This is a genomic window from Rhodococcus sp. NPDC004095, from assembly GCF_053604015.1.
The window spans coordinates 138,851-163,314 of the sequence record NZ_JBSGGS010000003.1 but is presented as its reverse complement, the minus strand read 5'-3'; the positions used below and the strand labels follow the sequence as shown (position 1 = coordinate 163,314).

Sequence of the window (24,464 nt, the reverse complement as noted above, 5' to 3'; positions counted from 1 at the left end):
AGCGCGAGTTTCTGTCAGGCGAACCGGCCTGTCGGTCGAACGGGGGCCGGGTCGAACCCGTCGGGTCGCGCCCGGCGGCGGTCCGGGCACCCGAGCGGTCATCAACTTCTGGACGACTGTTCAGTTGAAACACGCCCACGGGGCGCCTCGGTGTCGTACCGTTCCGTTCGACAGTACGAAATGCACACAAGGAGCAATCATGGGTAGCGCGGAAACCATTCTCATCGGCGTTCTCTCGCAGGTTCTGACCGATCTGCTCAAGGATGCGCTGGGCTCGTAGGTGCCGACGGCCTCTGGGGTCGAATTCGCCGCGAAACGCACGCGGGCGCGCCTGCGCCGGGACGTGCGGATCGATGCCCGCCACTCCGTCTGGAGTGGCGGGCATCGATCGTTCCGGGTGGGGATGCGCCCTGCGACGCGTGTCGTTCAAACGTCAGATAGCAACGCTGGAGCAAAATGGTGTGCGATGCTGTGCGCGCGCGGCCTGGACCACGGGTTCGGGGTGCGTTCCCTCGGGGGCGCGGTTCGTCCCTCGAAGTGCGTTGCCCCGTCCCGGACCACGGGGTGGGTCCTCCTCGTGAAAGTGGTTGCACCTCATGCTCGACTCGTTCTGGGAACTGCTCTGGTACACCCTGCTCGTCTTCGCCTTCGTCGCGTACCTGATCGTCCTGTTCCAGATCATCGGTGACCTGTTCCGGGACCGGAAGACCAGCGGCTGGATCAAGGTCGTGTGGATCATCTTCCTCGTCGTGTTCCCGTACCTGACCGCGTTCGTGTACCTCATTGCCCGTGGCCGGGGCATGACCGAACGGTCCGTCGCGGCGCATGCGGAGGCGCAGGAGGCGGCCGACGCGTACATCAAGAAGGTTGCGGGCGCCACGCCGGCCGACGCGATCGCGTCGGCGAAGTCGCTGCTCGATGCGGGCACCATCACGCCGGCCGAATACGACCAGCTCAAGGCCAAGGCGCTGGCCTAGGCCTCCAGGGCCCCGAAGGCCCCTGCCCCGCGTCCCCGAGGACGCGCGGCGGGGGTCTTTTTCGTGTCCGGAACTGGGCATGGCCGAGCCCGATCCCGCCGCGAAACGGCAATACTGTGACCGACGTCACTATGCAGTGTACGAACTTCGGGAAGCTGCTGGACCTGCCGTTTTCGGCATTGGCCTCATCAAGATCAATTTTTGATAAATATTTGGTCACGATCGACGTGTCGAGATGACTTCGTTACGTTCGTCTGCGTTCCGGGGGATCCCGGTCGCGCTGGGGAAGCGCGCGACCGAGTCAGTGGATGACGACGCACCCCGCGTCGCGACGAAGATTGAAGGAAACAACTGTGGCCAACACCCACAGGACGGTTACTCGTTCTCACACGCTCACCCGCCGCTTCAAGTTCGCGGCAACCGCCGCCGTGACCGGTGCCATCGCCGTCGCCGGTGTCCAGTTCGGCGCCGGTGCCGCTTCGGCCCAGCCGATTCAGGTCCCGGCCGGCGTCCTGCCCGCGGGGGTTCAGGTCCCCGCGATTGACGTGCCCGCCGGTCCCACCGCGGACTGGGCCGCGGGATTGCTCGCCGCGGTCGGCCCCGGCAGCGGCACGCCCTTCAAGGCCCGGACGGTGCAGCCGGTCTCCGGGACCCTGAGTTCCGGCTACGGCGCGCGCTGGGGGACTCACCACGGCGGTATCGACATCGCCGCGCCGATCGGCACGCCGATCCAGGCCGCTGCTGACGGCGAGGTCATCAACGCCGGACCTGCGTCCGGGTTCGGGCAGTGGGTTCGCATCCGGCACGACGACGGCACGGTCACCGTCTACGGCCACGTCGACACGTACTCGGTGCATGTGGGTCAGCGGGTCGCGGCCGGGCAGCAGATCGCCACCGTCGGCAACCGAGGCCAGTCGACCGGCCCGCACCTGCACTTCGAGGCGTGGGACGCCGCAGGCAACCGGCTGAACCCGAATGCCTGGCTCGGCGACCGCGGCGTCGTGCCCACCTGGGGTTCCTGATCCGACCCGACATCAAGGTTCGGTAAATGTAGACGGGGCCGAGACCATCTTGTTATCTTCGGACGCGGACAAACGGTGCGCAGGAACCTGCGGGCCGCCGACCGAAGAAACGGATGAGGTATCGCCCGTGGCAGATCATCGCAGTTCAGGGGCGCGCACCGTCGCGTTCGCCGTCGTCGATCCCGACGCCGTCCGCGGTCGTCACCGCGCTCCTGCTCAAGGTCACGGAACGGGTGTCAAGGCAGCCACCGTGGCCGCTGCGACCGGTGCGATCATCGTCGGCGGTGCTCAGCTCGGCGGCGCCACCGCCGGGGCGGCCACCGTCGACATTCCGGTTCTGCCGTCCGACGTCACCGCTGGTCTGCGCTCGGTCGGTGTCGAGGTGCCCGCGACGGTGGAGGTGCCGGACCTCGCCGCGGACTCGATCCCCGGATTCGCGACCGCCAAGCAGTGGGTCGAGGACCAGAACTTCGGTTCCACGAACCCGTTGCCCGCGCGCACCGTCCAACCGGTCAACGGCACGCTGACCTCCGACTTCGGTTCCCGGTGGGGCGCGCACCACGGCGGCCTCGACATCGCCGCGCCGATCGGCACCCCGATCCTCGCCGCCGAGGACGGAACCGTGATCTCCGCGGGGCAGGCATCCGGCTTCGGGTTGTGGGTGCGGGTGATGCACGCCGACCGGACGATCACCGTCTACGGCCACGTCAACGACTACCAGGTGGCCGTCGGGCAGCAGGTCTCCGCCGGCCAGCAGATCGCGACCGTCGGCAACCGTGGCCAGTCCACGGGGCCGCACCTGCACTTCGAGGTGTGGGATCCGCAGGGCAACAAGGTCGACCCGTCGGCGTGGCTGCGCGACAACGGCGTCTCGGTCACCTGGGGCAACAACGGCCGCAACGTCTGAGTGGGACCGGTCGTGACGCCCCGGAATTCGACTCTCTAGGATCGGAATTCGTGACCGACACCGCCGTGGAACCCGCAACCCTCGCGACCCTGCTCTCATCGCGATTCAGTTGCCGAGCGTTCCTTCCCGATCCCGTCCCCGAGGACGTGATCGTCGAGATCCTCACGATGGCCCAGCGAACGCCGTCGTGGTGCAACACCCAGCCGTGGCAGGTCGCCGTCACCGATGGTGACGCCACCGAACGCTTCCGGCGCGGGCTCGCCGAGGCCGTGCGCTCGGTCGCGCAGGCCCCGGACATCGAGTTCCCCAGCGGATACCACGGGGTGTACCAGGATCGGCGCAAGGAGTGCGCGCTGCAGCTGTACTCGAGCCTCGGCATCGCCGGAGATCGGCAGGCATCCGCCGAGCAGACGCTGAAGAACTTCGACCTGTTCGGTGCCCCGCACGTCGCGATCGTCACCACCGACGCCGCTCTCGGCACCTACGCCGCCGTCGACTGCGGGCTCTACGTCAACACCTTCCTGCTCGCCGCGCAGAGCCTCGGGGTTGCCACCGTGCCGCAGGCGGCACTGGCCGGATGCGCCCCGTACGTGCGGGACTTCTTCGAGATCCCCGACGACCGGAACGTGCTGTGCGCCATCTCCTTCGGGTATCCCGACCTGGCCCATCCGGCGAACACGTTCCGCACCGGCCGCGCCGACCTGGATTCCGTCGTCACCTGGGTGTCCTAGCGGCGGGATCCGGGGACGGATCGGGAGACCTGCCGCGCACCTGAGAGACTGGGCGGGTGCCGGTCCCCGAGGAACTCTTCGCCACCCTGCGTCGCCATCCCGACGTCGAGGCGCCCAACCTGTATGCCGTCGACGGTGCTGACCGGCTGATCCTCGACGAGGCCGCTGTGGCGCTCGCGGCGGCGCCGCCGGGCGCGGTCGCGGTGATCGGCGACCGGTACGGCGCGCTGACCCTGGGGGCGGTCGCCGGGTTCGGGGCGAGCAAGGTTCGGGTGCATCAGGATCCGTTGACCGGGGAGCTCGCGCTCGCGGGCAACGCCGACCGCGCGGGCCTCGTCGGCAGGTACCGGCAGTGCGCGCTGGGGGAGGAGCTGCTCGCCGGTGCGACGGTGGTGCTCGTGCAACTGCCGCGCAGCCTGAGCGCACTCACGGAGATGGCGGAAACCGTTGCGCGGTATGCGGATCCGTCGGTGGTCGTGTACGCCGGCGGTCGCGACAAGCACCTCACCCACGCCTTCAACGACGTGCTCGCCTCGTGCTTCGCCGACGTGCACGCAACCCGGGGACGGCAGAAGTCCCGCGTCCTCGTCGCCGCGAAGCCGATACCGGTGCCGGGGACCTATCCGCGGCGTGAACGCCTCGCGGAACTGGGGCTCGACGTGGTCGCGCACGGTGCGGCGTTCGCCGGACCGGCGCTCGACATCGGCACCCGGTTCCTGCTCGATTTCCTGCCTCGCACCGACCCGACCGCACGCACGGCCGTCGACCTGGGCTGTGGCACCGGGATCCTCGCGGTCTCCCTCGCGCGGCTGCGACCGGACCTGACCGTGATCGCCACCGACCAGTCGGCGGCCGCCGTCGCGTCCGCCGCGGCCACCGCCCACGCCAACGGGGTGGCCGGGCGCGTCACCGCGCTGCGCGACGACGCGATGTCGACCCTCTCCGACGGCAGCGTGGACCTGATCGTGTGCAACCCGCCGTTCCACGTCGGTGCCGCGGTGCACACCGGTGCCGCTCTGGCGATGTTCCGGGCCGCCGGCCGCGTCCTGCGCCCCGGCGGTGAGCTGTGGACGGTGTACAACTCACATCTCGGCTACAAACCCGAGCTGACCGCGGCCGTCGGGCCCACCGAGCAGGTCGGGCGTAACCCGAAGTTCACCGTCACCCGCTCCGTGGCGCGGTGATCCGGAGGTCGGGACGGTAGAGTCCGAATTGTCCGTCCCCGGGAACTTACTCGCAGGGCGCGGTCGTTGTACGGACAAGTGGGCGGGACAGACCCGCCGCAGTCGCGTCAAAATGACACGACAGGCCCACGGGCCATGAAAGAAGGGACACGCACGGTGCGCACCACCAGCAACCCGGTGTTCCGCAACCTCCCGAAGCAGGAGGGCGGATACGCCTCGTTCGGTTCTGCCGCGGCGGGCGCCGGGCAGATGACCCAGCAGTTCGGCCAGCCGCAGTACACGCAGGCCGAGCCCTACACCACCGGACCCGCCCAGCGGTCCATGACAATTGACGACGTCGTCACCAAGACGGGCATCACGCTCGGTGTGCTGACGATCGCCGCGATCATCTCGTACTCGCTCTCGCACGGGAACCCGGGCCTGGCGTCGGCGTTCGTCATCGGTGGCGGTCTCGTCGGCCTCGTGCTGGTGATGGTCGCCAGCTTCGGTCGCAAGATGGACAATCCGGCGATCGTGCTGGCGTACGCGGCCTGCGAGGGCCTGTTCCTGGGCGCGCTGTCGCTGATGTTCACCGACGTCCAGTTCGGCGGGGTCGGCGGAGCCGCACTGATCGCGCAGGCCGTGCTCGGTACGTTCGGTGTGTTCTTCGGCATGCTCGTCGTCTACAAGACCGGCGCCATCCGCGTCACGCCGCGGCTGACCCGGATGATCATCGGCGCCCTGATCGGTGTCGTGGTGCTCTCGCTCGGCAACCTGATCGCCAGCTTCTTCATCGATGGTGGACTGGGTCTGCGGGACGGCGGCGGACTGGCGATCATCTTCAGCCTCGTCTGCATCGGCATCGCCGCGTTCAGCTTCCTGCTGGACTTCGACGCCGCCGACCAGCTGATCCGCGCCCAGGCGCCGGAGAAGGCGGCGTGGGGCGTCGCCCTCGGCCTGACCGTCACCCTGGTCTGGCTGTACGTCGAGATCCTGCGTCTGCTGAGCTACTTCAACAACGACTAGCGGACTCCGCCGAACGGGCGGTTACCGGGCAGGCACTGAAGCCGATGCTCAGGTAACCGCCCGTTCGGCGCATCCGGGGGGCATCATCGGGCGGGTGGACCACGACTTCTGCGTCATCGGCGGTGGGATCGTCGGGCTGGCGACGGCGCGGGCGCTGCTACGACGCAACCCCGGCGCGTCGGTGGTGGTGCTCGAGAAGGAACGTGAGGTCGCGGCCCACCAGACCGGGCACAACAGCGGTGTCATCCATGCGGGCATCTACTACGAGCCCGGCAGCCTGAAGGCGGACCTGTGCAAGCGCGGTGCCGAGGCGACGAAACGGTTCGCCGAGCGCCACGGCATCGAGTACCGCGTCACCGGGAAACTACTGGTGGCGACCGACCCGACGGAACTCGCACGGATGGACGCGCTCGTCGACCGCGCCCGGATCAACGGCATCGACCACGAACGGCTCGGCGCCGCCGAACTCCACCACCGCGAACCCCTGGTGTCAGGTCTCGGGGCGCTGCTCGTCAAGGCGACCGGCATCATCGACTACCGACAGGTGTGCCGCGCGCTCGCCGAGGGCGTCACGGCGTCCGGCGGCGAGGTCCGTACCGGTGCCGAGGTCGTCGAGATCTCCGAACGCTCCGACACGGTCACCGTCTCGACGGCGGACACGACCGTCCGGGCCCGCACCCTGATCGCCTGTGCCGGTCTGCAGGCCGACCGGATCGCGCGGCTGGCGGGGCTGCACACCGACTTCCAGATCGTGCCCTTCCGCGGTGAGTACTACCGGTTGAGGCCGGAGAAGTCGTCGATCGTGCGGCACCTGATCTACCCGATCCCGGATCCCGACCTGCCGTTCCTCGGGGTGCACCTGAGCCCCACGGTCGACGGCGACATCACCGTCGGCCCCAACGCGGTCCTCGGGTTTGCACGGGAGAAGTACCGGCCCTTCGGGGTCGACCGCCGCGACGTCATGGAAATGTTGCGCTTCCCCGGGATGCGCCGAGTCGCCGCGGCGAACGTGCGCACCGGGATCCGCGAGATGCGCAACGCGGTCTTCAAGCGCGGCTACCTCGCGGAGTGCCGGAAGTACTGTCCGTCGCTCGAACTCGACGACCTGCAGGGCCGGCACGCGGGCATCCGCGCGCAGGCGGTCCGAGGTGACGGCGGCTTCGTGCACGACTTCCTGATCCGGTCCACCGACCGGATGGTGCATGTCGTCAACGCGCCTTCGCCCGCCGCCACGTCGGCGCTGCCGATCGGTGAGTTGATCGCGGACCGTACCGACCGCTGAGACGCCGAACGGGCGGACACCTGGGCGGATGCCCGGTGACCGCCCGTTCGGCGGAGGTGACTAGCTCAGGCGCTCGAGCACCATCGCCATGCCCTGGCCGCCGCCGACGCACATGGTCTCGACGCCGAAGGTCTTGTCCTGCTCACGCAGGTTGTTGAGCAGGGTGTTGGTGATGCGGGCACCGGTCATGCCGAACGGGTGCCCGAGGGCGATCGCGCCGCCCGAGACGTTGATCTTGTCCTCGTCGAGGTCGAGCGCGCGGGCCGAGCCGAGCACCTGGACCGCGAAGGCCTCGTTGATCTCGAACAGGTCGATGTCCGAGACGGACATCTTCGCGAACCCGAGTGCCTTCTTGACCGCCTCGATCGGGCCGAGGCCCATGATCTCGGGGGACAGGCCGGTCGCGGCGGTGGAGACGATGCGCGCGAGCGGGGTCAGGCCGAGGGCCTTGGCCTTGGTGTCGGACATGATCACCAGCGCGGCCGCGCCGTCGTTGAGCGGGCAGGCGTTGCCGGCGGTGACGGTACCGTCCGGGCGGAAGACCGGCTTGAGCTGGCTGATCTTCTCGTAGCTGGTGCCCGCGCGCGGGCCGTCGTCGGTGGAGACGACGGTGCCGTCGGGCAGCGTGATCGGGGTGATCTCGTTGGCGAAGAAGCCGCGGTTGATGGCCTCCTCCGCGCGGTTCTGGCTGCGGACGCCCCAGCGGTCCTGGTCCTCGCGGCTGATGCCGGTGTAGGTCGCGACGTTCTCGGCGGTCTGGCCCATGCCCAGGTAGACGTCGGGGACGAGGCCCTTCTCGCGGGGATCGCTCCACACGACGCCGCCCTCGGCGTCCTTGAGCGAGCGCTCCATTGCCTCGCCGTAGCGGCCGGTGTTCTTGGTGTCCGGCCAGCCGTCGGCGTTGCCGGAGGTGAACGACGACACCGACTCGACGCCGGCGGAGATGAAGACGTCACCCTCACCGGCACGGATCGCGTGCATCGCCATGCGGGTGGTCTGCAGCGAGGACGAGCAGTAGCGGTTCACCGTCACGCCGGGAAGGAAGTCGTAGCCCAGGTTGACGGCGGTGACGCGACCGATGTTGAAGCCGGCCTGGCCGCCGGGCTGGCCGGAGCCCATGATCAGATCGTCGATGTCCCGGGGATCGAGCTCGGGCACCTTGGCGAGCGCCGCCGCGACCATCTGGGTGGCCAGCTCGTCCGGACGCATGTCCTTGAGCGATCCCTTGCCGGCGCGGCCGATCGGCGAGCGCACGGCGGAGACGATGACTGCCTCGGGCATGAGTACTCCATTCATTCGTGCTGTCGTGTCAGCTACGACAGCGGTGTCCTGTGTCAGACGTTACGTGGCGATGCCGCTGTTCCTACCATGCGCTTGCTTGGCCACCGGGACGGAGTGCGATCGCACCGGGTTCCCTCGAACGTCGTGGTGGAAGGTGCGGCGTCGAAATGGACTGGCCGTGAATCTGATTCGCAAGCGTATCTGGGGCGCCCGCAGAAGCAGGGCGTGCGGGGTGGAGTGTGAGCTCGCTCGCCCGTCCCACTCATCGAGAACCGGCAGGGGATCGCCGCCGTTCGCGACGGTCCGCCCAGGTGTTGCCGACCGGGCCCGCTCTGGGACGATGGGGGCATGCGCATCGCGGATCACGTCGTCGACCTCATCGGAAACACCCCACTGGTGAAGCTGAACTCGGTGGTCTCACCCGGCTCCGGCCTGGTGGCCGCGAAGATCGAGTACCTCAACCCGGGCGGCAGCTCCAAGGACCGGATCGCGGTCAAGATGGTCGACGCGGCCGAGGCGTCCGGCGCGCTGAAGCCGGGCGGGACGATCGTCGAACCGACGTCCGGCAACACCGGCATCGGTCTGGCGCTGGTCGCGCAGCAGCGCGGCTACAAGTGCGTGTTCGTCTGCCCCGACAAGGTCAGCGAGGACAAGCGCAACGTGCTCAAGGCGTACGGCGCCGAGGTCGTGGTGTGCCCGACCGCGGTCGCGCCGGAGCACCCCGACAGCTACTACAACGTCTCGGACCGCCTCGTGAAGGAGATCCCCGGCGCCTGGAAGCCGGACCAGTACTCCAACCCGGGCGGCCCGGACAGCCACTACGAGACCACCGGCCCGGAGATCTGGCGCGACACCGACGGCAAGGTCACGCACTTCGTCGCGGGTGTCGGTACCGGCGGCACCATCACCGGCACCGGTCGCTACCTCAAGGAGGTCTCGGGCGGGAAGGTCAAGGTCATCGGCGCCGACCCCGAGGGCTCGGTGTACTCGGGAGGCACCGGGCGGCCGTACCTGGTCGAGGGCGTCGGCGAGGACTTCTGGCCCACCGCCTACGACCCGTCGATCCCGGACGAGATCATCGCCGTCTCGGATGCCGACTCGTTCGACATGACCCGCCGCCTGGCACGCGAGGAAGGGTTGCTGGTCGGTGGCTCCTGCGGCATGGCCGTGGTCGCGGCGCTGCGGGTCGCCGAGCGGGACCCGGACGCGGTGGTCGTGGTGCTGCTGCCCGACGGCGGTCGCGGCTACCTGTCGAAGATCTTCAACGACAAGTGGATGGCGTCCTACGGCTTCCTGCGCACCCCCCTCGACGGCAGCAAGCCCGCCGAGCCGACCGTCGGGGACGTGCTGCGGGGCAAGTCGGGAGAGCTTCCGGACCTGGTGCACACCCACCCGACCGAAACGCTGCGCGACGCGATCGAGATCCTGCGCGAATACGGCGTCTCGCAGATGCCGGTGGTCGGTGCCGAGCCGCCCGTCATGGCCGGTGAGGTCGCGGGCAGTGTCACCGAACGGGAACTGCTCTCCGCGGTGTTCGAGGGGCGCGCGCAGCTGGCGGATCCGGTGGCCAAGCACATGAGCCCGGCGTTCCCGCTGATCGGTTCCGGGGAGCCGGTCAGCGCCGCGACGAAGGCTCTCGGCGACACCGACGCGCTGATGGTCGTCGACGACGGCAAGCCGGTCGGCGTCATCACCCGGCACGACCTGCTCGGGTTCCTCAGCGCCGGTGCGTAGTGACATCGGGTCGCCGGCGGCTCAGTGACATGGGTTGCCGGCGGCTCAGCGACATCGGTTGCCGGCGGCTCAGTAGGCTGAGCGGATGAGCGAGCAGCAGCAGGGATTCTCCACCAGGGCAGTTCACGCCGGGTACGAGCCGGATCCGCAGACCGGCGCGGTGAACGTGCCGATCTACGCCAGTTCCACGTTCGCGCAGGACGGGGTCGGCGGCATGCGCGGCGGCTTCGAGTACGCGCGCACCGGAAACCCGACCCGCCGGCCGCTCGAGGCGAACCTCGCCGCTATCGAGGGCGCGGCGTTCGGGCGGGCGTTCTCGTCGGGTATGGCAGCCACGGACTGCCTGCTGCGGTCGGTGCTCCGGCCCGGCGACCACCTGGTGATCCCGAACGACGCCTACGGCGGCACGTTCCGGCTCATCGACAAGGTGTTCACACAGTGGGGCATCGAGCACACCCCGGCACCGATCAACGACGTGGACGCCGTCCGGGCGGCGATCCGGCCGAACACCAAGCTGGTGTGGGTCGAGACCCCGACCAACCCGCTGCTGAACATCGGCGACATCGAGGCGCTGTCCGCGGTCGCCCACGAGGCCGGGGCGAAGATCGTCGTCGACAACACCTTCGCGTCGCCGTACCTGCAGCAGCCGCTCGCGCTCGGTGCCGACGTCGCGCTGCACTCGACCACCAAGTACCTCGGCGGCCACTCCGACGTCGTCGGCGGTGCGCTGGTGACCGACGACGAGGATCTCGACACCAAGTTCGCGTTCCTGCAGAACGGTGCCGGTGCGGTGCCCGGTCCGTTCGACGCTTACCTGACCATGCGCGGTATCAAGACGCTGGCGCTGCGGATGGAGCGGCACAGCGACAATGCCGAGAAGATCGTCGACCTGCTGACCGGGCACTCCGCGGTCGAGAAGGTGATCTACCCGGGCCTGGCGTCGCATCCGGGCCACGCGGTGGCGGCGCGGCAGATGCGCCGGTTCGGCGGAATGGTCTCGGTGCGGCTCAAGGGCGGCAAGCAGGCGGCGCTCGACTTCTGCTCACGCACAAAGATCTTCACCCTCGCCGAGTCGCTCGGCGGCGTCGAGTCCCTGATCGAGCACCCGGGCGCGATGACCCACGCCTCGACCGCCGGTTCCGAACTCGAGGTTCCCGAGGATCTGGTGCGCCTGTCCGTCGGCATCGAAGACGCCGCCGATTTGCTGGCCGACGTCGAGCAGGCGCTGGGCTAGACACTTCCCGCCGGCGCGCGGCGCGCGGGTCTCCGGACCCGTACGCCGCGCGCGAGCGGCGCAGCCGATCTAGGCTGGCCGCGTGGAGCCCGCGACGCTCGCCCGCAACATGACGGTGCGGCGCGCGCGGGCGCCGATGAACGGTGGCGACGACCATTTCCGTGCCGGTCGGCGCGTCGCTGCCGAACCTTGCCGTGACCCGTGCCTATCGTGCGATCGTGCACCTGCGGGGGAACATCGTCGACGCCGCCCCGACCGCCGCGTCCGAGTTCGCCGCCGTGAGTGGGTCGGGCCACCCCTTCGACCAGGCCGGCAGCGCTTCCGTGATAGGCCGTGCCCACGTCGCGACACGGGTGGTGCGGTAGCCGTGGTGCAGGTCGACGGCTGTTTTCCCCGGACGGGTGCTCGCGGTGCCCGACAACCTGAAGGCCGTCTAAGAGTTCGCTCGAAATGCGCCCGTTGCCGCGACATGCGTCATACGGTGATCCGAGTCACATACAGGGGGCGGCCCAGGGGCTGACGCGCCTCGGTCGAGATGAGGGAGGATGCGCATGGCGGTTGACCCATCGGCGGTCATCGTTGCCGTTGCCACGGCACTTGGCGGTCTCGTGCAGGGCGCGGACCTACCAGCCCCGGTCAAAGATCAAGCAGCACAAGCCATCCAATCCTTCCAAGCCACGTCTCCCGCAGCGGATCAGCAGGTCGCCGACGTCATCGGCATGCTGCCCGAGCAGCTGCAGGGGCAGGCCACCCAGGCCGTGCAGGACGCGACGGCCGCCGCGCAGAGCGCTATCGAACCGTTACTGCCGCCGGCGCCTCCCGCTCCGCCCGCTCCGGAACCGGCTCCCGAACCGCCGCCGGCCCCGCCCGTCGCGCCGTCGACGCCGCAAGTTGACGCCTACGGCGGTGACGTCGCCGAGGTGCCGTTCGGCGGCGACCTGTCCCGCGCGGTGACCTCGCTCGACGCCGCATTCCCGGGCGGCAACATCGCCCCGATCGGCTCCATCGCGGTGTTCGTGCCCTGGTTCAACAAGGCAGGCGCGCTCTGCGACGGCATCAAGGCCCCGATCCTGGCCGCGCTGTACAACGCCGAGAACGGCTTCCGTTACGGCCCGACGGCTCCGGTGTCCCGGACCGGCGCCCGCGGTCCCGGCCAGTTCATGCCGGGCACCTGGGAGAAGTGGGGCAAGGACGCCGACGGAGACGGCAAGGTCGACATCCTCGGCGTCGCGGACCCGGTGATGGCGTCCGGGCACCTGCTGTGTGACATGTACGGTCAGATCGACGAGTGGAAGCGCCAGGGCGTCGTCCAGGGCGACACCCTGGACCTGACCCTCGCCGGATACAACGCGGGAGTCGAGGCCGTGCGCCGTGCCGGCGGCATGCCCAACGGCGCCTTCGATTACGAGCACCAGACCAAGCCCTACGTGAAGAAGATTCGGGATTCGGAACCGGTGTTCGCGGCAATCCTGGCTCCGCTGAGCGGGTCCGACGGCAGCATCGGCGGCAAGGTGGTCGAGGCGGCGCTGCGCTACCTGGGCCTGCCGTACGTGTGGGGCGGCGGCAACATCAACGGCCCGTCCGGTGGCGGCTTCGACTGCTCCGGCCTGACCTCCTACGCGATGTACGCGGCGACCGGCGACACGCTCGTGCTGCCGCGGACGTCGGAGACGCAGTGGAACATCGGCACCGAGATCGCGCTCGCCGACGCGCGGCCCGGCGACCTGCTGTTCGGCAACTGGCAGTCCGGCGGCCCCGGCCATGTCGCGATCTACATCGGCAACGGACAGATGGTGCACGCCCCGCAGACCGGTGACGTGGTCAAGGTCGGGCCCGTGTTCGACGGGATGAAGGCCCGCCGGATCGTGTAGTGCGGCTTCGCTGCCCGTGAGTGAATTTCACCCCGGTCGGGGCGAAATTCACTCACGGTTCCGGGGGCTGTCGCCGCCGCCTACGATCACAGGGTGAGCGTGAATCCTGATCCCCGTGACCCGATTGCCGACATCGCACTGGGGGTGTTGCGACAGCATGGTCCGCTGACATCCGAGGACTGGGCGGAGATGCTTGCCGACGCCGGGCACGGCACTGCCGAGGAACTCCTCGAATCGGTCGACCTGCTCGACGACGCACTGCTGGTCGTCCTCGCCGACGGGCGCAATGCGGTCGTCGACACCCTGGTCGAGGGACGGGTGTTCACGCACCGGCTCACCGGCCCGGAGATCGCGTCCGGTCTCCTGCACGCCGAACCGGATCTCGCTCCGCTGGTGCTGGCGACGATGGCCGACGACGGCCCGGTGCGGGCGTTGTTCTCCGACTACGACGCCGACGAACTCGACGCGCTCGGGCTGTCGGACGAGGACTTTCCGGACGGATCCGGTCTGCTGTTCGGGCCCGAAGCGCTGCAACAGTATTCGTCGGGTGATCTGGTGTCCGTCACGGTCCGGGACGGTGCATTGGAGCTGGCCGCCGTCGCCGGAGGGGTCGCCGCGGCGCCGGACCTGTCCGCGGCGCTGGACCGGATCGTCGGAGACGACAACGCCGACAACCTCGAGACCGTCGCCTGGCAGATGCTCTCCGACGACCCCGCGCTGTTCACGGAGCCGACGGTGCCGCTCGGTGAGCTGATCGACTCGGCCGGATACACCCGGGAGGGCGACTACATCGCCGCCCGTGGATTCGATTTCGCCGCACATCATTTCGCGTCGCACATCGCGATGGTCGCGCGCCAGCACGAACTGCACCCGGAAGAGGTGGATGCGGTGATCGCGTTCGTCGACCTGGTCGCGGTGGTACGCGAGGACGAACTCGACCTGTCCGGCGCGCGCAGCTGCATCGACGGGGTCGTCGAATCCCTTGTCGGGCTGGAGGATCCGTCTGCAGCGGGTGCCGCGCTTGATGTGATCAACGGATTCGAAGAGGATCATCTGCCCGCGTTGTACACCGCGGCGCTGGCGGTGGCCGACCGGGCGCCGCGCCGGGTGAAGGCGTCCGGGCACTGGCTGGCGGGAATGGCCGCGGACTCGCTCGGCGACGTGCGAGAGGCGGAGCGGCACTTCGAGGATGCCGCCGCGATGGACGAGGAATGGACGCCGGCACTGTTCGAACTGGCGCAGATCGCCTCCGACCGCGGCGATGCGGAGCGGGCACTGTCGTTGCTGAGCCGGATCGAGGGCGGCGACAGTGAACACCTCCACGCGGTGCTGCTGCGTTTCGCTCCGGCCGAGCATCCGGAACTCGGCCGCAACGACAAGTGCTGGTGCGGATCGGGACGCAAGTACAAGGTCTGCCACCTCGGTAAGTCCGACAGCACCCTCGACGACCGCGCGCACTGGCTGTACGAGAAGGCCGGGCTCTACGCGCAGTCGACGTCGCTGTTCGATCTGGTGCTCGAGCTGGCGCAGCTGCGTGCCGAGCACTGGGAGAGTGAGGACGCGGTCGCGCGGGCGTTCGAGGATCCACTGGTGCTCGACGTCGCGCTTTTCGAGGGGCGGCTGTTCGAGTTGTTCGTGTCCCGGCGCGGGGTCCTGCTGCCCGCCGACGAACTCGAACTCGCCGCCCGATGGCTGGCTGCGCGGCGATCGGTGCACGAGGTCGTGGCGGCCGTCGGCGACGTGGTGACGCTGCGGGACCTGCGTACCGGCGACCGGGCCGAGGTCGCGGTGGACGAGCCGCTGGACGTCGGCAATCTCGTCTGTGCACGGGTGGTCCCCACCGGTGACCGGATGCAGATCCTCGGTGGAGTCGAACCGGTGCCGGCCGAGAACCGGGACGAGGTGCTCGCCGTCCTGTCCGGCGACACCGTCGAACCCGAGGACGTCATCGTCGTGCTCGGCGCGAGGTTCCTGGGGTGACCGTCTCGACCGAACCCCGCGGTGACCGGCATCTCGAGATCGTGGGTCGTTCCCGCGTCGACACCGATCCCGACGCGGGCGACGTTGCCGAGAAGGCGATCGCGGTGCTGCGTCGACGCGGCCCGTTCACCACCGAAGGCTGGGTGGCCGCACTGGTCGACCTCGGGCTCGGCGCCGCTGCGGAGATGACCGAGCTGGTGCGCGGCCTCGATGGCCCGGCGCTCGGGATGCTCGCCGACGGGCGCGTCGCCGCCATCGACGGCCTGCTCGAGGGTCGGGTGTTCACGCATCGGCTCTCCGCCGAGGAGATCGCCTCGGGCGTCGTCGACATCGATCCGGACCTGTCGCCGCTGACGGGTCTCGTCGGATCCGATGAGCACGTCGGCGACTGCGAGGTCGACGTCGTGTTCCCGACGTCGGACGCCGCGTTGTTGGCCGAGCGCGGCCGCACCGACGTCACCGCTCCGGAAGTCGAGCGGCTGCTGCTCGATCGCGACATGCTCGTCGGATACACCGCGGGGGACATGATCGGTCTGGGCCTGGCGGGCGGCACGTTGCGGTTGGTTCGCGTCGACCGGACCGTCGCGACCCCGGATCTCGCCGAGTCTCTGCGCAGGATCATCGCCGAGGGCACCGCCGAGCACACCGACCCGGTCATCTGGCAGCTCGTCGCCGACGACCGGGGCATGGACCTGTTCACCGCGCCCACCCTGCCGCTGGCGGAGCTGCTCGATCACGCCGGGTACGACTGCGAACGCAACTACCTGGCGCCGCGCGGCTTCGATTTCGACGCCTATCACCGCGCCACCCTCATCGAGTCGATCGCCCGGCAGAACAAGCTGCGCCTCGCCGACGCCGGCGCGGTCGTCGATTTCACCGACCTCGTCCACGAGATCACCGACGCCGCGGAACGGGGCGAGCAGCCGAGCACCGTCGCCGCCGCCCGCGTTGCCGCCGATCCGGCCGTCTTCATGCGGCTCGAGTCCCCGTCGACCGCCGCGGTCGCGCTCGACCTCGCCACCACCGGCGACGCGCGCGCCCAGTCGCTGCAGGCCGCCGCATCGGCATTGGTCGAGCACGCGCCGCGCCGACTGAAGGCGGCCGCGCACTGGCTGGCCGGCAAGGCCGCCGATCAGCTGGGTGATGTACGGATCGCCATGACGCATTACGAGCGCGCCCTGGACCGGGACCCGGACTGGATGCTGGCGGCGTTCGACCTGGCGTTGCTCGCCTCCGACGCAGGTGACGTCACTCGCGCACAGTCGCTGCTCGCCCGAGTCGAGGGCGGCGACGCGGAGACCCTGCAGGAGGTGCTCGCGCGCTACCAACCGGTGGAGCGTCCAGAGCTGGGCCGCAACGACCGCTGCTGGTGCGGGTCCGGCCGCAAGTACAAGGCGTGCCACCTCGGCAGGTCCGATCTCACGGTCGACGCACGCGCAACCTGGTTGTACACGAAAGCCCTGATGTTCGCGCGGACGCCGGAACTGTTCGACCTGGTACACCGGCTCGCCGAGATCCGGGCCTCGCACGCCGACGAGGCCGAGGACGCCACCATCGCGGCGCTCGAAGGTGGTCTCGTCATCGATGCGGCGCTGTTCGAGGGCGGCGTCCTCGAACAGTTCGTCGCCCGCCGCGCGCAGGTGCTGCCGGCAGCGGAACTCGAACTCGCGCGCCGGTGGCTGGCCGGCAGGCGCGGCCTGTACGAGGTGACGGCGGTGGTGCCGAGCCGGTCGCTGACTCTGCGCGAGGTGACCGGCGGGGCGACCGTGGAGGTGATCGACTCCGTTGCGGGCCACAACTTCGCAGTGGGGGCACTGGTGTGCGCCCGGCTGCTGCCGACCGGCGAGTCGATCCGGGCGTTCGGCGGAATCGAACCGATCGACCCTCGGTATCGGGACGAACTGGCGGAGATTTGCGGGTCCGCGAACGCGGATCCGGACGAGTTGGTGGACGTGCTCAGCCTCGCGTTCCCCGCGGACTGAGTTCGGGAGTCCGGATTTTCCGGCGCGACGCTGGAACCGATCGAAGCTTCGCCGCGTCTGATCTGTTGTGAGCCGATGAGTGCAGGTCCTTGGGGAGGGGGCCGCGCTCGCGGATCCGGTTGCCGGTGGGGCAGTCATGCAGGGGGTGACTGCCCCACCGTGCGTCAGTACGAACGAGAGAACCCCGGTCCGGGCGGATGCCCTGGCCGGGGTTTCGTCGTGTGGAGCCGACTCAGCTGTGGTACGGCTCGGCGCTGAGCAGGGTGACCTTCATGGTCTTGCCGTTGGGCAGGATGTACTCGCGGGTCTCGCCGACCTTCGCGTTGATCAGGGCGCCACCGAGCGGGGAGCTGGGGGAGTAGATCTCGAGCTTGTCGTTGCGAGCACCCTCTTCGCGGGTGGCGATCAGGAAGGTCTCGGTGTCGGATTCGTCACCGTCGTAGAACACCTTCACCACGGACCCGGGCAGGGCGACACCGGACTGGGTGGGGGCCTCGCCGACCTTGGCGCTGTTCAGCAGCTCCTGCAGCTGGCGGATACGGGACTCCTGCTGACCCTGCTCCTCGCGTGCCGCGTGGTAGCCACCGTTCTCCTTGAGGTCACCCTCTTCGCGCCGCTCGTTGATCTCGGCCGCGATGACCGGACGGTTGGCAATGAGCTGGTCGAGTTCGCTCTTGAGCCGGTCGTGCGACTCCTGGGTCAGCCAGGTCACCTGGGTCTCGGTCATGCTCGATCACTCCTCGTAGTCGGAACCCGGACGGATCCCCTGGACGGACCACCGAAAACCGGTGGTCGGCTGCGGCTGGGCGCGCGTCTCCCCGGACGAATGTCATCCCCCGGTCGGCTCACCGTGAGGTGAGTACGCGTCCCGCCGCCTGATGCAGCTGGCCGCCGTGCATCCGGGTCCGCGTCACATGCGCATCCGGATGCAAATGCAGCAATACACGGCTCCAACGCGGAACCGTGTATCGCCGTATTCTAGCACGAGCTGGGATTTCCCCACGAAGATCGAGGTCGGGGGTGTGGCCGCAGCGGCCACGATTGGTCAGCCGACGTTCAGATATGAGGGGATGGTCGAGCCGCAGCCGTAGATGTCGGCAACGGCCGGTGACTGCGACGTCTTGATCTGGGTGTCGATCTGTACCGTTCCGTGTTCGGACGGTTGCACGACGATCTCGCGGCGGCCGGTCTCCGACCCGTCCCGTGACCTGACGCGCACGATGCACAGCGCAGCTTCGGTCGGTTCCTCGCGGGTGACGGTGAAGCTCAGCGCCATGGTCGAGTCGTCGACGATCGAGTACTGCACGACATTCGCTTCGATGTCCTTCGCGGCGAACTTGTTGTACCCGAGCCAGGCGACCGCCAGGCCGAGGAGGATGACACCGATGGTCAGCACGATCGCGGTGATCCGGGATCCGCGCACACTGCCCTGCCGCGTGGGGTAGCGGTCGGAGGGGATCGTCTCGGTCATCTGCTCGACTCTCGTGCATCGGTCCGGGCGAGCTCGCGTTGCCCGGGTGGGGCGCCCTCCACGCGGTGATCCGGACAGGGTCACGGTGACGCTGGAGGTGTCGGGTGGAACTATAGGGGAAGGGCACCGGGCCTCCGCTCGCGCGGTCGACGCGACGGACGGGCGGTGTCCGGCAGGCCGCCAGTGCCCGAAGGGGCCGGCCACCACACGGTAGGTTCCATGCGAAGCTGAGGTGAAGGAAGACTGTGAGCGGATTGCGTCTCATGGCCGTGCACGCCCATCCCGACGACGAGTCCAGCAAGGGCGCTGCGACGACTGCCCGCTATGCCGCCGAGGGCAACGACGTGCTCGTCGTGACGCTGACCGGCGGCGAGCGCGGCGACATCCTCAACCCCGCGATGGACGTGCCGGGGATCCGGGACCGCATCAGCGAGGTCCGCAAGGAGGAGATGGCCGAGGCGGCCCGCATCCTCGGGGTCCGGCAGACCTGGCTCGGGTTCGTCGACTCGGGACTGCCGGAGGGCGACCCGAAGCCGCCGCTGCCGGAGGGGTCGTTCGCGCTGGTCCCGCTGGAGGAGTCCACCGAGGCGCTGGTCCGGGTGATCCGCGAGTTCCGCCCGCACGTGATGACCACCTACGACGAGAACGGTGGCTACCCGCACCCCGACCACATCCGCTGCCACGAGGTGTCGATGGCCGCGTACGAGGCGGCAGGCGATCCGGAGCGATTCCCGGACGCGGGGGAGCCGTGGGAAGTGCAGAAGGTCTACTACTCACACGGGTTCATCCGGAAGCGCCTGCAGTTGTTCCAGGAGGAGTACGACAGCCGAGGCGAAGAGTTCCCGATGGCGGAATGGCTCAAGAAGTGGAAGACCGAGCAGGGTGACCTGATGGCACGGGTGACCACCCAGATCACCTGTGGTGACTACTTCCCGCAGCGGGACGACGCCCTGCGCGCGCACGCCACCCAGATCGACCCCAACGGGTCCTTCTTCGCGGTGCCCCTCGACATTCAGCAGAAGATCTGGCCGACCGAGGAGTTCGAGTTGGCGAAGACCCGGGTGCGGACCGCCATCCCGGAAACCGATCTGTTCGCCGGCATCGACCACGTCGGCGCAGCGCCGGGACAAGAGGAGAAGAAGTGAATCTGGCAAGTGCGGCCGTCGGGTGGCTGGCGCAGACCCCCGGCTCGCCGACCGGCCCCGAGTTCGGCAAGGCGTCGCCGGTCGGCCTGGTCATCATCGTCGTGCTGCTGGTCGGCACCGTGCTGCTGATCCGGTCGATGAACAAGCAGCTGCGCAAGCTGCCCGACACCTTCGAACCGGACCACCCCGAAGCGGATCAGGCCGCCGACGAGGGCACCGACCGCGGTGCAGCGGGCCCGGCGGTCGACGGCGGATCCTCGACCCCCGAGAAGAAGGCCGAGCCGCCCACCCAGGCTCCGAGCTAGGCACCCGGCTGTGACGCGGTCCAGGAACACCCTCGGCGGCGCGACGAGCCCGTACCTGCGTCAGCACGCCGACAATCCGGTGCACTGGCAGCAGTGGGGACCCGAGGCGCTGGCATGGGCACGGGAACGCGACGTGCCGGTGTTGCTGTCGATCGGCTACGCGGCGTGCCACTGGTGCCACGTGATGGCGCACGAGTCGTTCGAGGACGAGGCGACCGCCGCGCTGATGAACGAGCACTTCGTGTGCATCAAGGTGGACCGCGAGGAACGGCCCGACCTGGACGCGATCTACATGAACGCCACCGTCGCGATGACCGGTCAGGGCGGCTGGCCGATGACCTGTTTCCTGACCCCGGACACCGAGCCGTTCTACTGCGGCACCTACTACCCCCGCACCCCCCGCGGGGGCATGCCCTCGTTCACACAGCTGCTGGAGGCGATCGCCGACACCTGGCGCACCCGCCGCGAGGACGTGCAGCGCGCCGCCGCGTCGATCACCGCGGAGCTGCGCGGCTCCGGTGGCGCGCTCCCGGCCGGCGCGGCGCCGCTGGACGCGGCACTGCTGGACCGGGCGGTGGCCGCGGTCCGCGCCGACGAGGACGTCGAGCGCGGCGGCTTCGGCGGGGCCCCGAAGTTCCCGCCGTCCGCGCTGTTGGAGGGGTTGCTGCGCAGTCACGAGCGCACCGGGTCGGCCCTCGTGCTCGAATCGGTGACGCGCACCGCGGAGGCGATGGCCCGCGGCGGCATCCACGACCAGCTCGGTGGCGGGTTCGCGCGGTACTCCGTCGACGCCGAGTGGGTGGTGCCGCACTTCGAGAAGATGCTCTACGACAATGCCCAGCTGCTGCGGGTGTACGCGCACCTGGCCAGGCGCACCGGATGGCCGCTGGCGTTGCGGGTGGCCGAGCAGACCGCGGAATTTCTGTTACGCGACCTGTGCACCGACTCGGGTTGCTTCGCATCCGCCCTCGACGCCGACACCGACGGGGTCGAGGGGCTGACCTACGCCTGGACCGCCGAACAGCTGATCGAGGCGCTCGGGTTCGAGGACGGGGTGTGGGCGGTCGGGCTGCTCGCGGTCAGTTCGGCCGGCACCTTCGAGGCGGGCACCTCGGTGCTGCAGTTGCCGGAGGACCCGGACGACTGGACGCGGTGGAACAGGCTGCGTCGCAAGCTCTTCGAGGTCCGTGCGGGTCGGCCGCAGCCCGCGCGGGACGACAAGGTGGTCACCGCGTGGAACGGGCTGGCGATCACCGCCCTGGCCGAGGCCGGTGCGGGGCTGGGCAGGGCGGAGTGGGTGGACGCCGCCGCGCGGTGTGCCCGGGTGCTGATCGACGAGCACCTCGTCGACGGCCGGCTGCGCCGCGCGTCCCTGGGTGGCGTGATCGGGGATGCTGCCGCGGTCCTCGACGATCACGCCGCGTTCGCCACGGGGCTGCTGAGCCTGCACCAGGCGACCGGTGAACTCGAGTGGCTCACCCGCGCACAGCAAGTGCTCGACATCGCGCTCGACCACTTCGCCGACCCGGACGAGCAGGGCTGTTGGTTCGACACCGCCGACGACGCCGAGGCCCTGATCTCGCGGCCCCGCGACCCGGTCGACGGTGCCACGCCGTCGGGTGCGTCGTCCATGGCGGAGGCGCTGCTTACCGCGGCGGCGCTCTCACAACCGGAACAGGCCGAGCGGTACGCCGTCGCGGCTTCCGCCACGCTCGACCGTGGTGTCCTCCTGCTCCAGCGGGCCGCGCGGTCGGCCGGGCACTGGCTCGCGGTCGCCGAGGCGGCCGTGCGGGGACCCGTTCAGGTGGCGGTCTCGACGGATGGCGGGGTGGCCCCGATCGACGGTGCTCTGCTGGACGCGGCCCGCCGGCACGCACCGGGTGGCGCGGTTGTCGTCGGCGGAGGCCCGGACTCGGTGCCCCTGCTCGTCGACCGTCCCCGCGTCGACGGTGCGGATGCCGCCTATGTGTGCCGTGGGTTCGTCTGCGACCGGCCCGTCACCGTTGTCGACGACCTGATCGAGGCACTGAATCGCTAGGAAGTGGCGGCCTGGACCGTCGGCCAGGACCTGGCCAGCTCGTCACGCCAGTACGGCCAGGAATGGGTGCCGACCGGGGTGGAGCTTCGGGTGACCGTGGCACCGGCCGCGCGCAACGCGTGTTCGAGCTGGTCGGTGCACAGTCTCGACCCCAGTTCCAGGCCGCCGCCGACGACAACGGTCCGCGCGAATCCCGGCGCGGCCGGATCGTCGTGGGGGCCCGGCAGGCCGGATCCGGACGAGAGGTAGACGGGCTTGCCCGCGAGGGCGCCGGCACCGGCGATCGGGTCGTGCGCCTTCCAGGTGTCCCCGAACTGGGGTCCCCACATCTGCTCGGAGCGGGCACCGCCGTTGATGACCACCAGATCCGTGACCGCCTTCCCGACGGGGCCGTCGGTCAGGTAGCAGCCGCTGTAGCCGGCAGCGCCGGAGAACACGTGGGGAAACCGTTCCGCGAGCAGCACCGCGCCGGTCGCGCCGGACGAGATGCCGCCCACGGCGATCCGGCCGTTGGTGCCGAACTCGGCCTCGATCAGCGAGGGCAGCTCCTCGCCGAGGAAGGTCTCCCACCGGGTCCGCCCGAACGTCGGATGGTCCTGTTCCCAGTCGGTGTAGTTGGTCCCGGTCCCGCCGATCGGGAGGACGACGTCGACGTCCTTGTCCGCGAAGAACTCCCGCGCGTTGCCACGCTCGGGGTCGAGCCAGTTGGTGTCCGTGACCTGTCCGGAGTTGCCGTCGAGCAGGAGATACGCGCCGTGTGGGCGGCTCCCGTCGGCCGCGCGCAGGACCTTCACCGGGACCTGGCGTTGCATCGCAGGCGAGTCGACCTGGAGAAGCACCAATCGGTCGTCGAGTTCGGAGACCGACGCGATCGCGGCGGTGGCCTCGGGCGACACCGGGACGTAGTCGGGTACCACCGTCTGCGCCGTCGCGGCGGGCGGGACGGCGAAGGTCAGGCCGGTTGCCGTCAGCAGCGCAGCGATCACGCCGCCGGGGAACGATCGCCGCATCACCCTGCGACCCCGAGCGCGCCGCCGAGCAGTGGCCACGACTTGTGCAGGTCGTCCTCCCAGTACCCCCACGAGTGGGTGCCGTTGGGGCGGAAGTCGAACACCACATTGGTCATGCCGAGTTCGCGCGTGCGGTCGGCGAATCGGTGCGTGCAGTAGTTCGTCGCGGCCTCGATGGCTCCGCCGAGGACGAACTGGCTGCCGAGGGTGATCGCATTGCCCTTCAGGCGCGGGTTGGCCAGGGAATCGTGATGTCCGGGCAGGCCGTTGCCGCTCGCGACGTAGATCGGAATCGGCGGTAGGGCAGCGGCATTGAGATACGGGTCGTGTGCCGCCCATTCGGGGTCGCCCGGCGGGCCCCACATGTTGTCCGCGTCCCCGGTTCCGGCGCCGACGACCATCGTCACGAACTGCCTGCCCGGGGTCTCGCTCGTCATCGCGCACCCGCTGTACGAGGCGACGGCGCTGTACAGGGACGGTGCCTGTATCGCCAGGTCGAGTACCGACGTACCTGCCATCGACAGTCCTGCAAGGGCATTCACGCCGGTGGTGCCGAGACGCGCATCGATCACCGCTGGTAGTTCCCGGGTCAGGAAGGTGGTCCACATGTTCCGGCCGTTGTTGCCGCTCGTCTTCGCGAGCCCGGGGTCCGGCAGCCGCCAGTCGGTGTAATAACTGAACGCGCCCTCCATGGGCGTGACCACGTTGACGTGCTTGTCGGCGAAGAACTCCGAGACGTCGGTCTGCACGTCCCACGAGGCGCCGTCCTCGCCGCCGCCGGCCCCGTTGAGCAGGTACAGCGTCGGCGCCGGGGTGGTTGTGTCCGCCGGCCGCAGGATCTCCAGCGGGATGGTCCGGTCCATCGCGGGCGAGTACACCTCGATGGTCGCGCGCCGCTCGTCGGCTGCAGCAATATCGGATGAATCCTGTTGTTTCTGAAGCGCGTTCGATGTCGGTGCGACGGCGACGGTGACGGCGGTCAGAGTCGACACGGCTACGAGGGCGATGCGCAGGCGGGACGAGGCGCTCAACGGCGATCCTTCGCTGGCTGTCGAATCGTCGCGGCCGGTCGGCCGCGGGAATGGGGCGGGGCGCGGACCCGCGCGGAGGGGAGCGCGGGTCCGCGCCGGACCTCGTGCTACTTGCCCGCGCCGGGGGTGCCGCCACTCAGTGAGATGAGCGCGTTGATGACCTTCATCCCCGAGTCGTTGACGCTGGTGACCAGGGGGCCGAGAACATCGCTGATCGATCCCATGCTGCTCCTCGAATTTGAGCGAGGGAAGCCTTCTGCCGCCCTCGTGTGAA

21 protein-coding genes are annotated in these 24,464 nt (G+C 69.4%); 16 read left to right on the top strand and 5 right to left on the bottom strand.

All coding sequences use genetic code 11. The features are described from left to right. Nucleotides 1-596 precede the first annotated feature (596 nt). The 7 genes from ACWEPG_RS06850 to lhgO all read left to right on the top strand — a co-directional run bounded on the left by ACWEPG_RS06850 (nt 597) and on the right by lhgO (nt 7,108). On the top strand, nt 597-977 hold the full coding sequence (locus tag ACWEPG_RS06850) for an SHOCT domain-containing protein (protein ID WP_450114139.1): 381 nt from the start codon (nt 597-599) through the stop codon (nt 975-977). Nucleotides 978-1,330: 353 nt separating this feature from the next. Continuing rightward, on the top strand, nt 1,331-1,999 hold the full coding sequence (locus ACWEPG_RS06845) for a M23 family metallopeptidase (RefSeq protein ID WP_452594125.1): 669 nt from the start codon (nt 1,331-1,333) through the stop codon (nt 1,997-1,999). A 127-nt stretch (nt 2,000-2,126) separates the two neighbouring features. Then, entirely contained in the window at nt 2,127-2,906 is a 780-nt protein-coding gene (locus ACWEPG_RS06840; protein ID WP_450114141.1) for a M23 family metallopeptidase, read from the top strand. 50 nt (nt 2,907-2,956) lie between these two features. Continuing rightward, a complete protein-coding gene (locus ACWEPG_RS06835) occupies nt 2,957-3,637 on the top strand; it encodes a nitroreductase (RefSeq protein WP_450114142.1) in 681 nt (226 codons plus the stop codon). Nucleotides 3,638-3,693: 56 nt separating this feature from the next. Continuing rightward, complete coding sequence (locus ACWEPG_RS06830; protein WP_452594124.1) at nt 3,694-4,821, top strand: class I SAM-dependent methyltransferase; 1,128 nt, start codon at nt 3,694-3,696, stop codon at nt 4,819-4,821. Nucleotides 4,822-4,977: 156 nt separating this feature from the next. Beyond that, nucleotides 4,978-5,826 carry a Bax inhibitor-1/YccA family protein gene (locus ACWEPG_RS06825; RefSeq protein ID WP_450114144.1) on the top strand — a complete coding sequence of 283 codons (849 nt, stop codon included), beginning with the start codon at nt 4,978-4,980 and terminating at the stop codon, nt 5,824-5,826. Nucleotides 5,827-5,920: 94 nt separating this feature from the next. Further along, on the top strand, nt 5,921-7,108 hold the full coding sequence (gene lhgO, locus ACWEPG_RS06820; RefSeq protein WP_450114145.1) for an L-2-hydroxyglutarate oxidase: 1,188 nt from the start codon (nt 5,921-5,923) through the stop codon (nt 7,106-7,108). 60 nt (nt 7,109-7,168) lie between these two features. On the opposite strand, the gene ACWEPG_RS06815 is transcribed toward lhgO, so the two are convergent. Further along, on the bottom strand, nt 7,169-8,389 hold the full coding sequence (locus ACWEPG_RS06815; protein WP_450114146.1) for an acetyl-CoA C-acetyltransferase: 1,221 nt from the start codon (nt 8,387-8,389) through the stop codon (nt 7,169-7,171). Nucleotides 8,390-8,737: 348 nt separating this feature from the next. Here ACWEPG_RS06815 and ACWEPG_RS06810 point away from each other — a divergent pair, with 348 nt between their 5' ends. From ACWEPG_RS06810 to ACWEPG_RS06785, 6 genes are all read left to right on the top strand, one after another. Further along, entirely contained in the window at nt 8,738-10,123 is a 1,386-nt protein-coding gene (locus ACWEPG_RS06810; RefSeq protein ID WP_450132776.1) for a cystathionine beta-synthase, read from the top strand. Between the two features lie 85 nt (nt 10,124-10,208). Continuing rightward, nucleotides 10,209-11,357 carry a cystathionine gamma-synthase gene (locus ACWEPG_RS06805; RefSeq protein ID WP_450132775.1) on the top strand — a complete coding sequence of 383 codons (1,149 nt, stop codon included), beginning with the start codon at nt 10,209-10,211 and terminating at the stop codon, nt 11,355-11,357. Between the two features lie 143 nt (nt 11,358-11,500). Next, on the top strand, nt 11,501-11,722 hold the full coding sequence (locus ACWEPG_RS06800; protein ID WP_450114149.1) for a hypothetical protein: 222 nt from the start codon (nt 11,501-11,503) through the stop codon (nt 11,720-11,722). A gap of 186 nt (nt 11,723-11,908) precedes the next feature. Then, a complete protein-coding gene (locus ACWEPG_RS06795) occupies nt 11,909-13,228 on the top strand; it encodes a C40 family peptidase (protein ID WP_450114150.1) in 1,320 nt (439 codons plus the stop codon). 93 nt (nt 13,229-13,321) lie between these two features. Next, nucleotides 13,322-15,208 carry an SEC-C metal-binding domain-containing protein gene (locus ACWEPG_RS06790; RefSeq protein WP_450114151.1) on the top strand — a complete coding sequence of 629 codons (1,887 nt, stop codon included), beginning with the start codon at nt 13,322-13,324 and terminating at the stop codon, nt 15,206-15,208. Next, on the top strand, nt 15,205-17,190 hold the full coding sequence (locus tag ACWEPG_RS06785; RefSeq protein ID WP_452594123.1) for an SEC-C metal-binding domain-containing protein: 1,986 nt from the start codon (nt 15,205-15,207) through the stop codon (nt 17,188-17,190). Before ACWEPG_RS06790 ends, ACWEPG_RS06785 begins: the two co-directional genes overlap by 4 nt. 232 nt (nt 17,191-17,422) lie before the next feature. On the opposite strand, the gene greA is transcribed toward ACWEPG_RS06785, so the two are convergent. Together greA and ACWEPG_RS06775 are read right to left on the bottom strand one after the other, a co-directional pair. Next, nucleotides 17,423-17,917, bottom strand: coding sequence for a transcription elongation factor GreA (gene greA / locus ACWEPG_RS06780; RefSeq protein ID WP_450114153.1), 495 nt, complete (start codon nt 17,915-17,917; stop codon nt 17,423-17,425). Nucleotides 17,918-18,235: 318 nt separating this feature from the next. After that, on the bottom strand, nt 18,236-18,661 hold the full coding sequence (locus ACWEPG_RS06775) for a DUF4307 domain-containing protein (RefSeq protein ID WP_450114154.1): 426 nt from the start codon (nt 18,659-18,661) through the stop codon (nt 18,236-18,238). A gap of 245 nt (nt 18,662-18,906) precedes the next feature. On the opposite strand from ACWEPG_RS06775, the gene mca reads away from it, so the two are divergent. From mca to ACWEPG_RS06760, 3 genes are read left to right on the top strand one after another with little or no spacing between them, the layout of a single operon-like run. Continuing rightward, a complete protein-coding gene (mca, locus tag ACWEPG_RS06770) occupies nt 18,907-19,806 on the top strand; it encodes a mycothiol conjugate amidase Mca (RefSeq protein WP_450114155.1) in 900 nt (299 codons plus the stop codon). Continuing rightward, on the top strand, nt 19,803-20,111 hold the full coding sequence (locus tag ACWEPG_RS06765; RefSeq protein ID WP_450114156.1) for a hypothetical protein: 309 nt from the start codon (nt 19,803-19,805) through the stop codon (nt 20,109-20,111). The genes mca and ACWEPG_RS06765 overlap by 4 nt, the downstream gene beginning before the upstream one ends. Before the next feature lie 10 nt (nt 20,112-20,121). Further along, nucleotides 20,122-22,149: a thioredoxin domain-containing protein gene (locus ACWEPG_RS06760; protein ID WP_452594122.1), complete on the top strand. Its 2,028-nt coding sequence runs from the start codon at nt 20,122-20,124 to the stop codon at nt 22,147-22,149. Here ACWEPG_RS06760 and ACWEPG_RS06755 read toward each other — a convergent pair. Together ACWEPG_RS06755 and ACWEPG_RS06750 are read right to left on the bottom strand one after the other, a co-directional pair. Beyond that, nucleotides 22,146-23,159, bottom strand: a complete 1,014-nt coding sequence (locus ACWEPG_RS06755) for an alpha/beta hydrolase (protein ID WP_450114158.1) — start codon at nt 23,157-23,159, stop codon at nt 22,146-22,148. The genes ACWEPG_RS06760 and ACWEPG_RS06755 overlap by 4 nt on opposite strands. Continuing rightward, nucleotides 23,159-24,190: an alpha/beta hydrolase gene (locus ACWEPG_RS06750; RefSeq protein ID WP_452594121.1), complete on the bottom strand. Its 1,032-nt coding sequence runs from the start codon at nt 24,188-24,190 to the stop codon at nt 23,159-23,161. Before ACWEPG_RS06750 ends, ACWEPG_RS06755 begins: the two co-directional genes overlap by 1 nt. Nucleotides 24,191-24,464 lie beyond the last annotated feature (274 nt).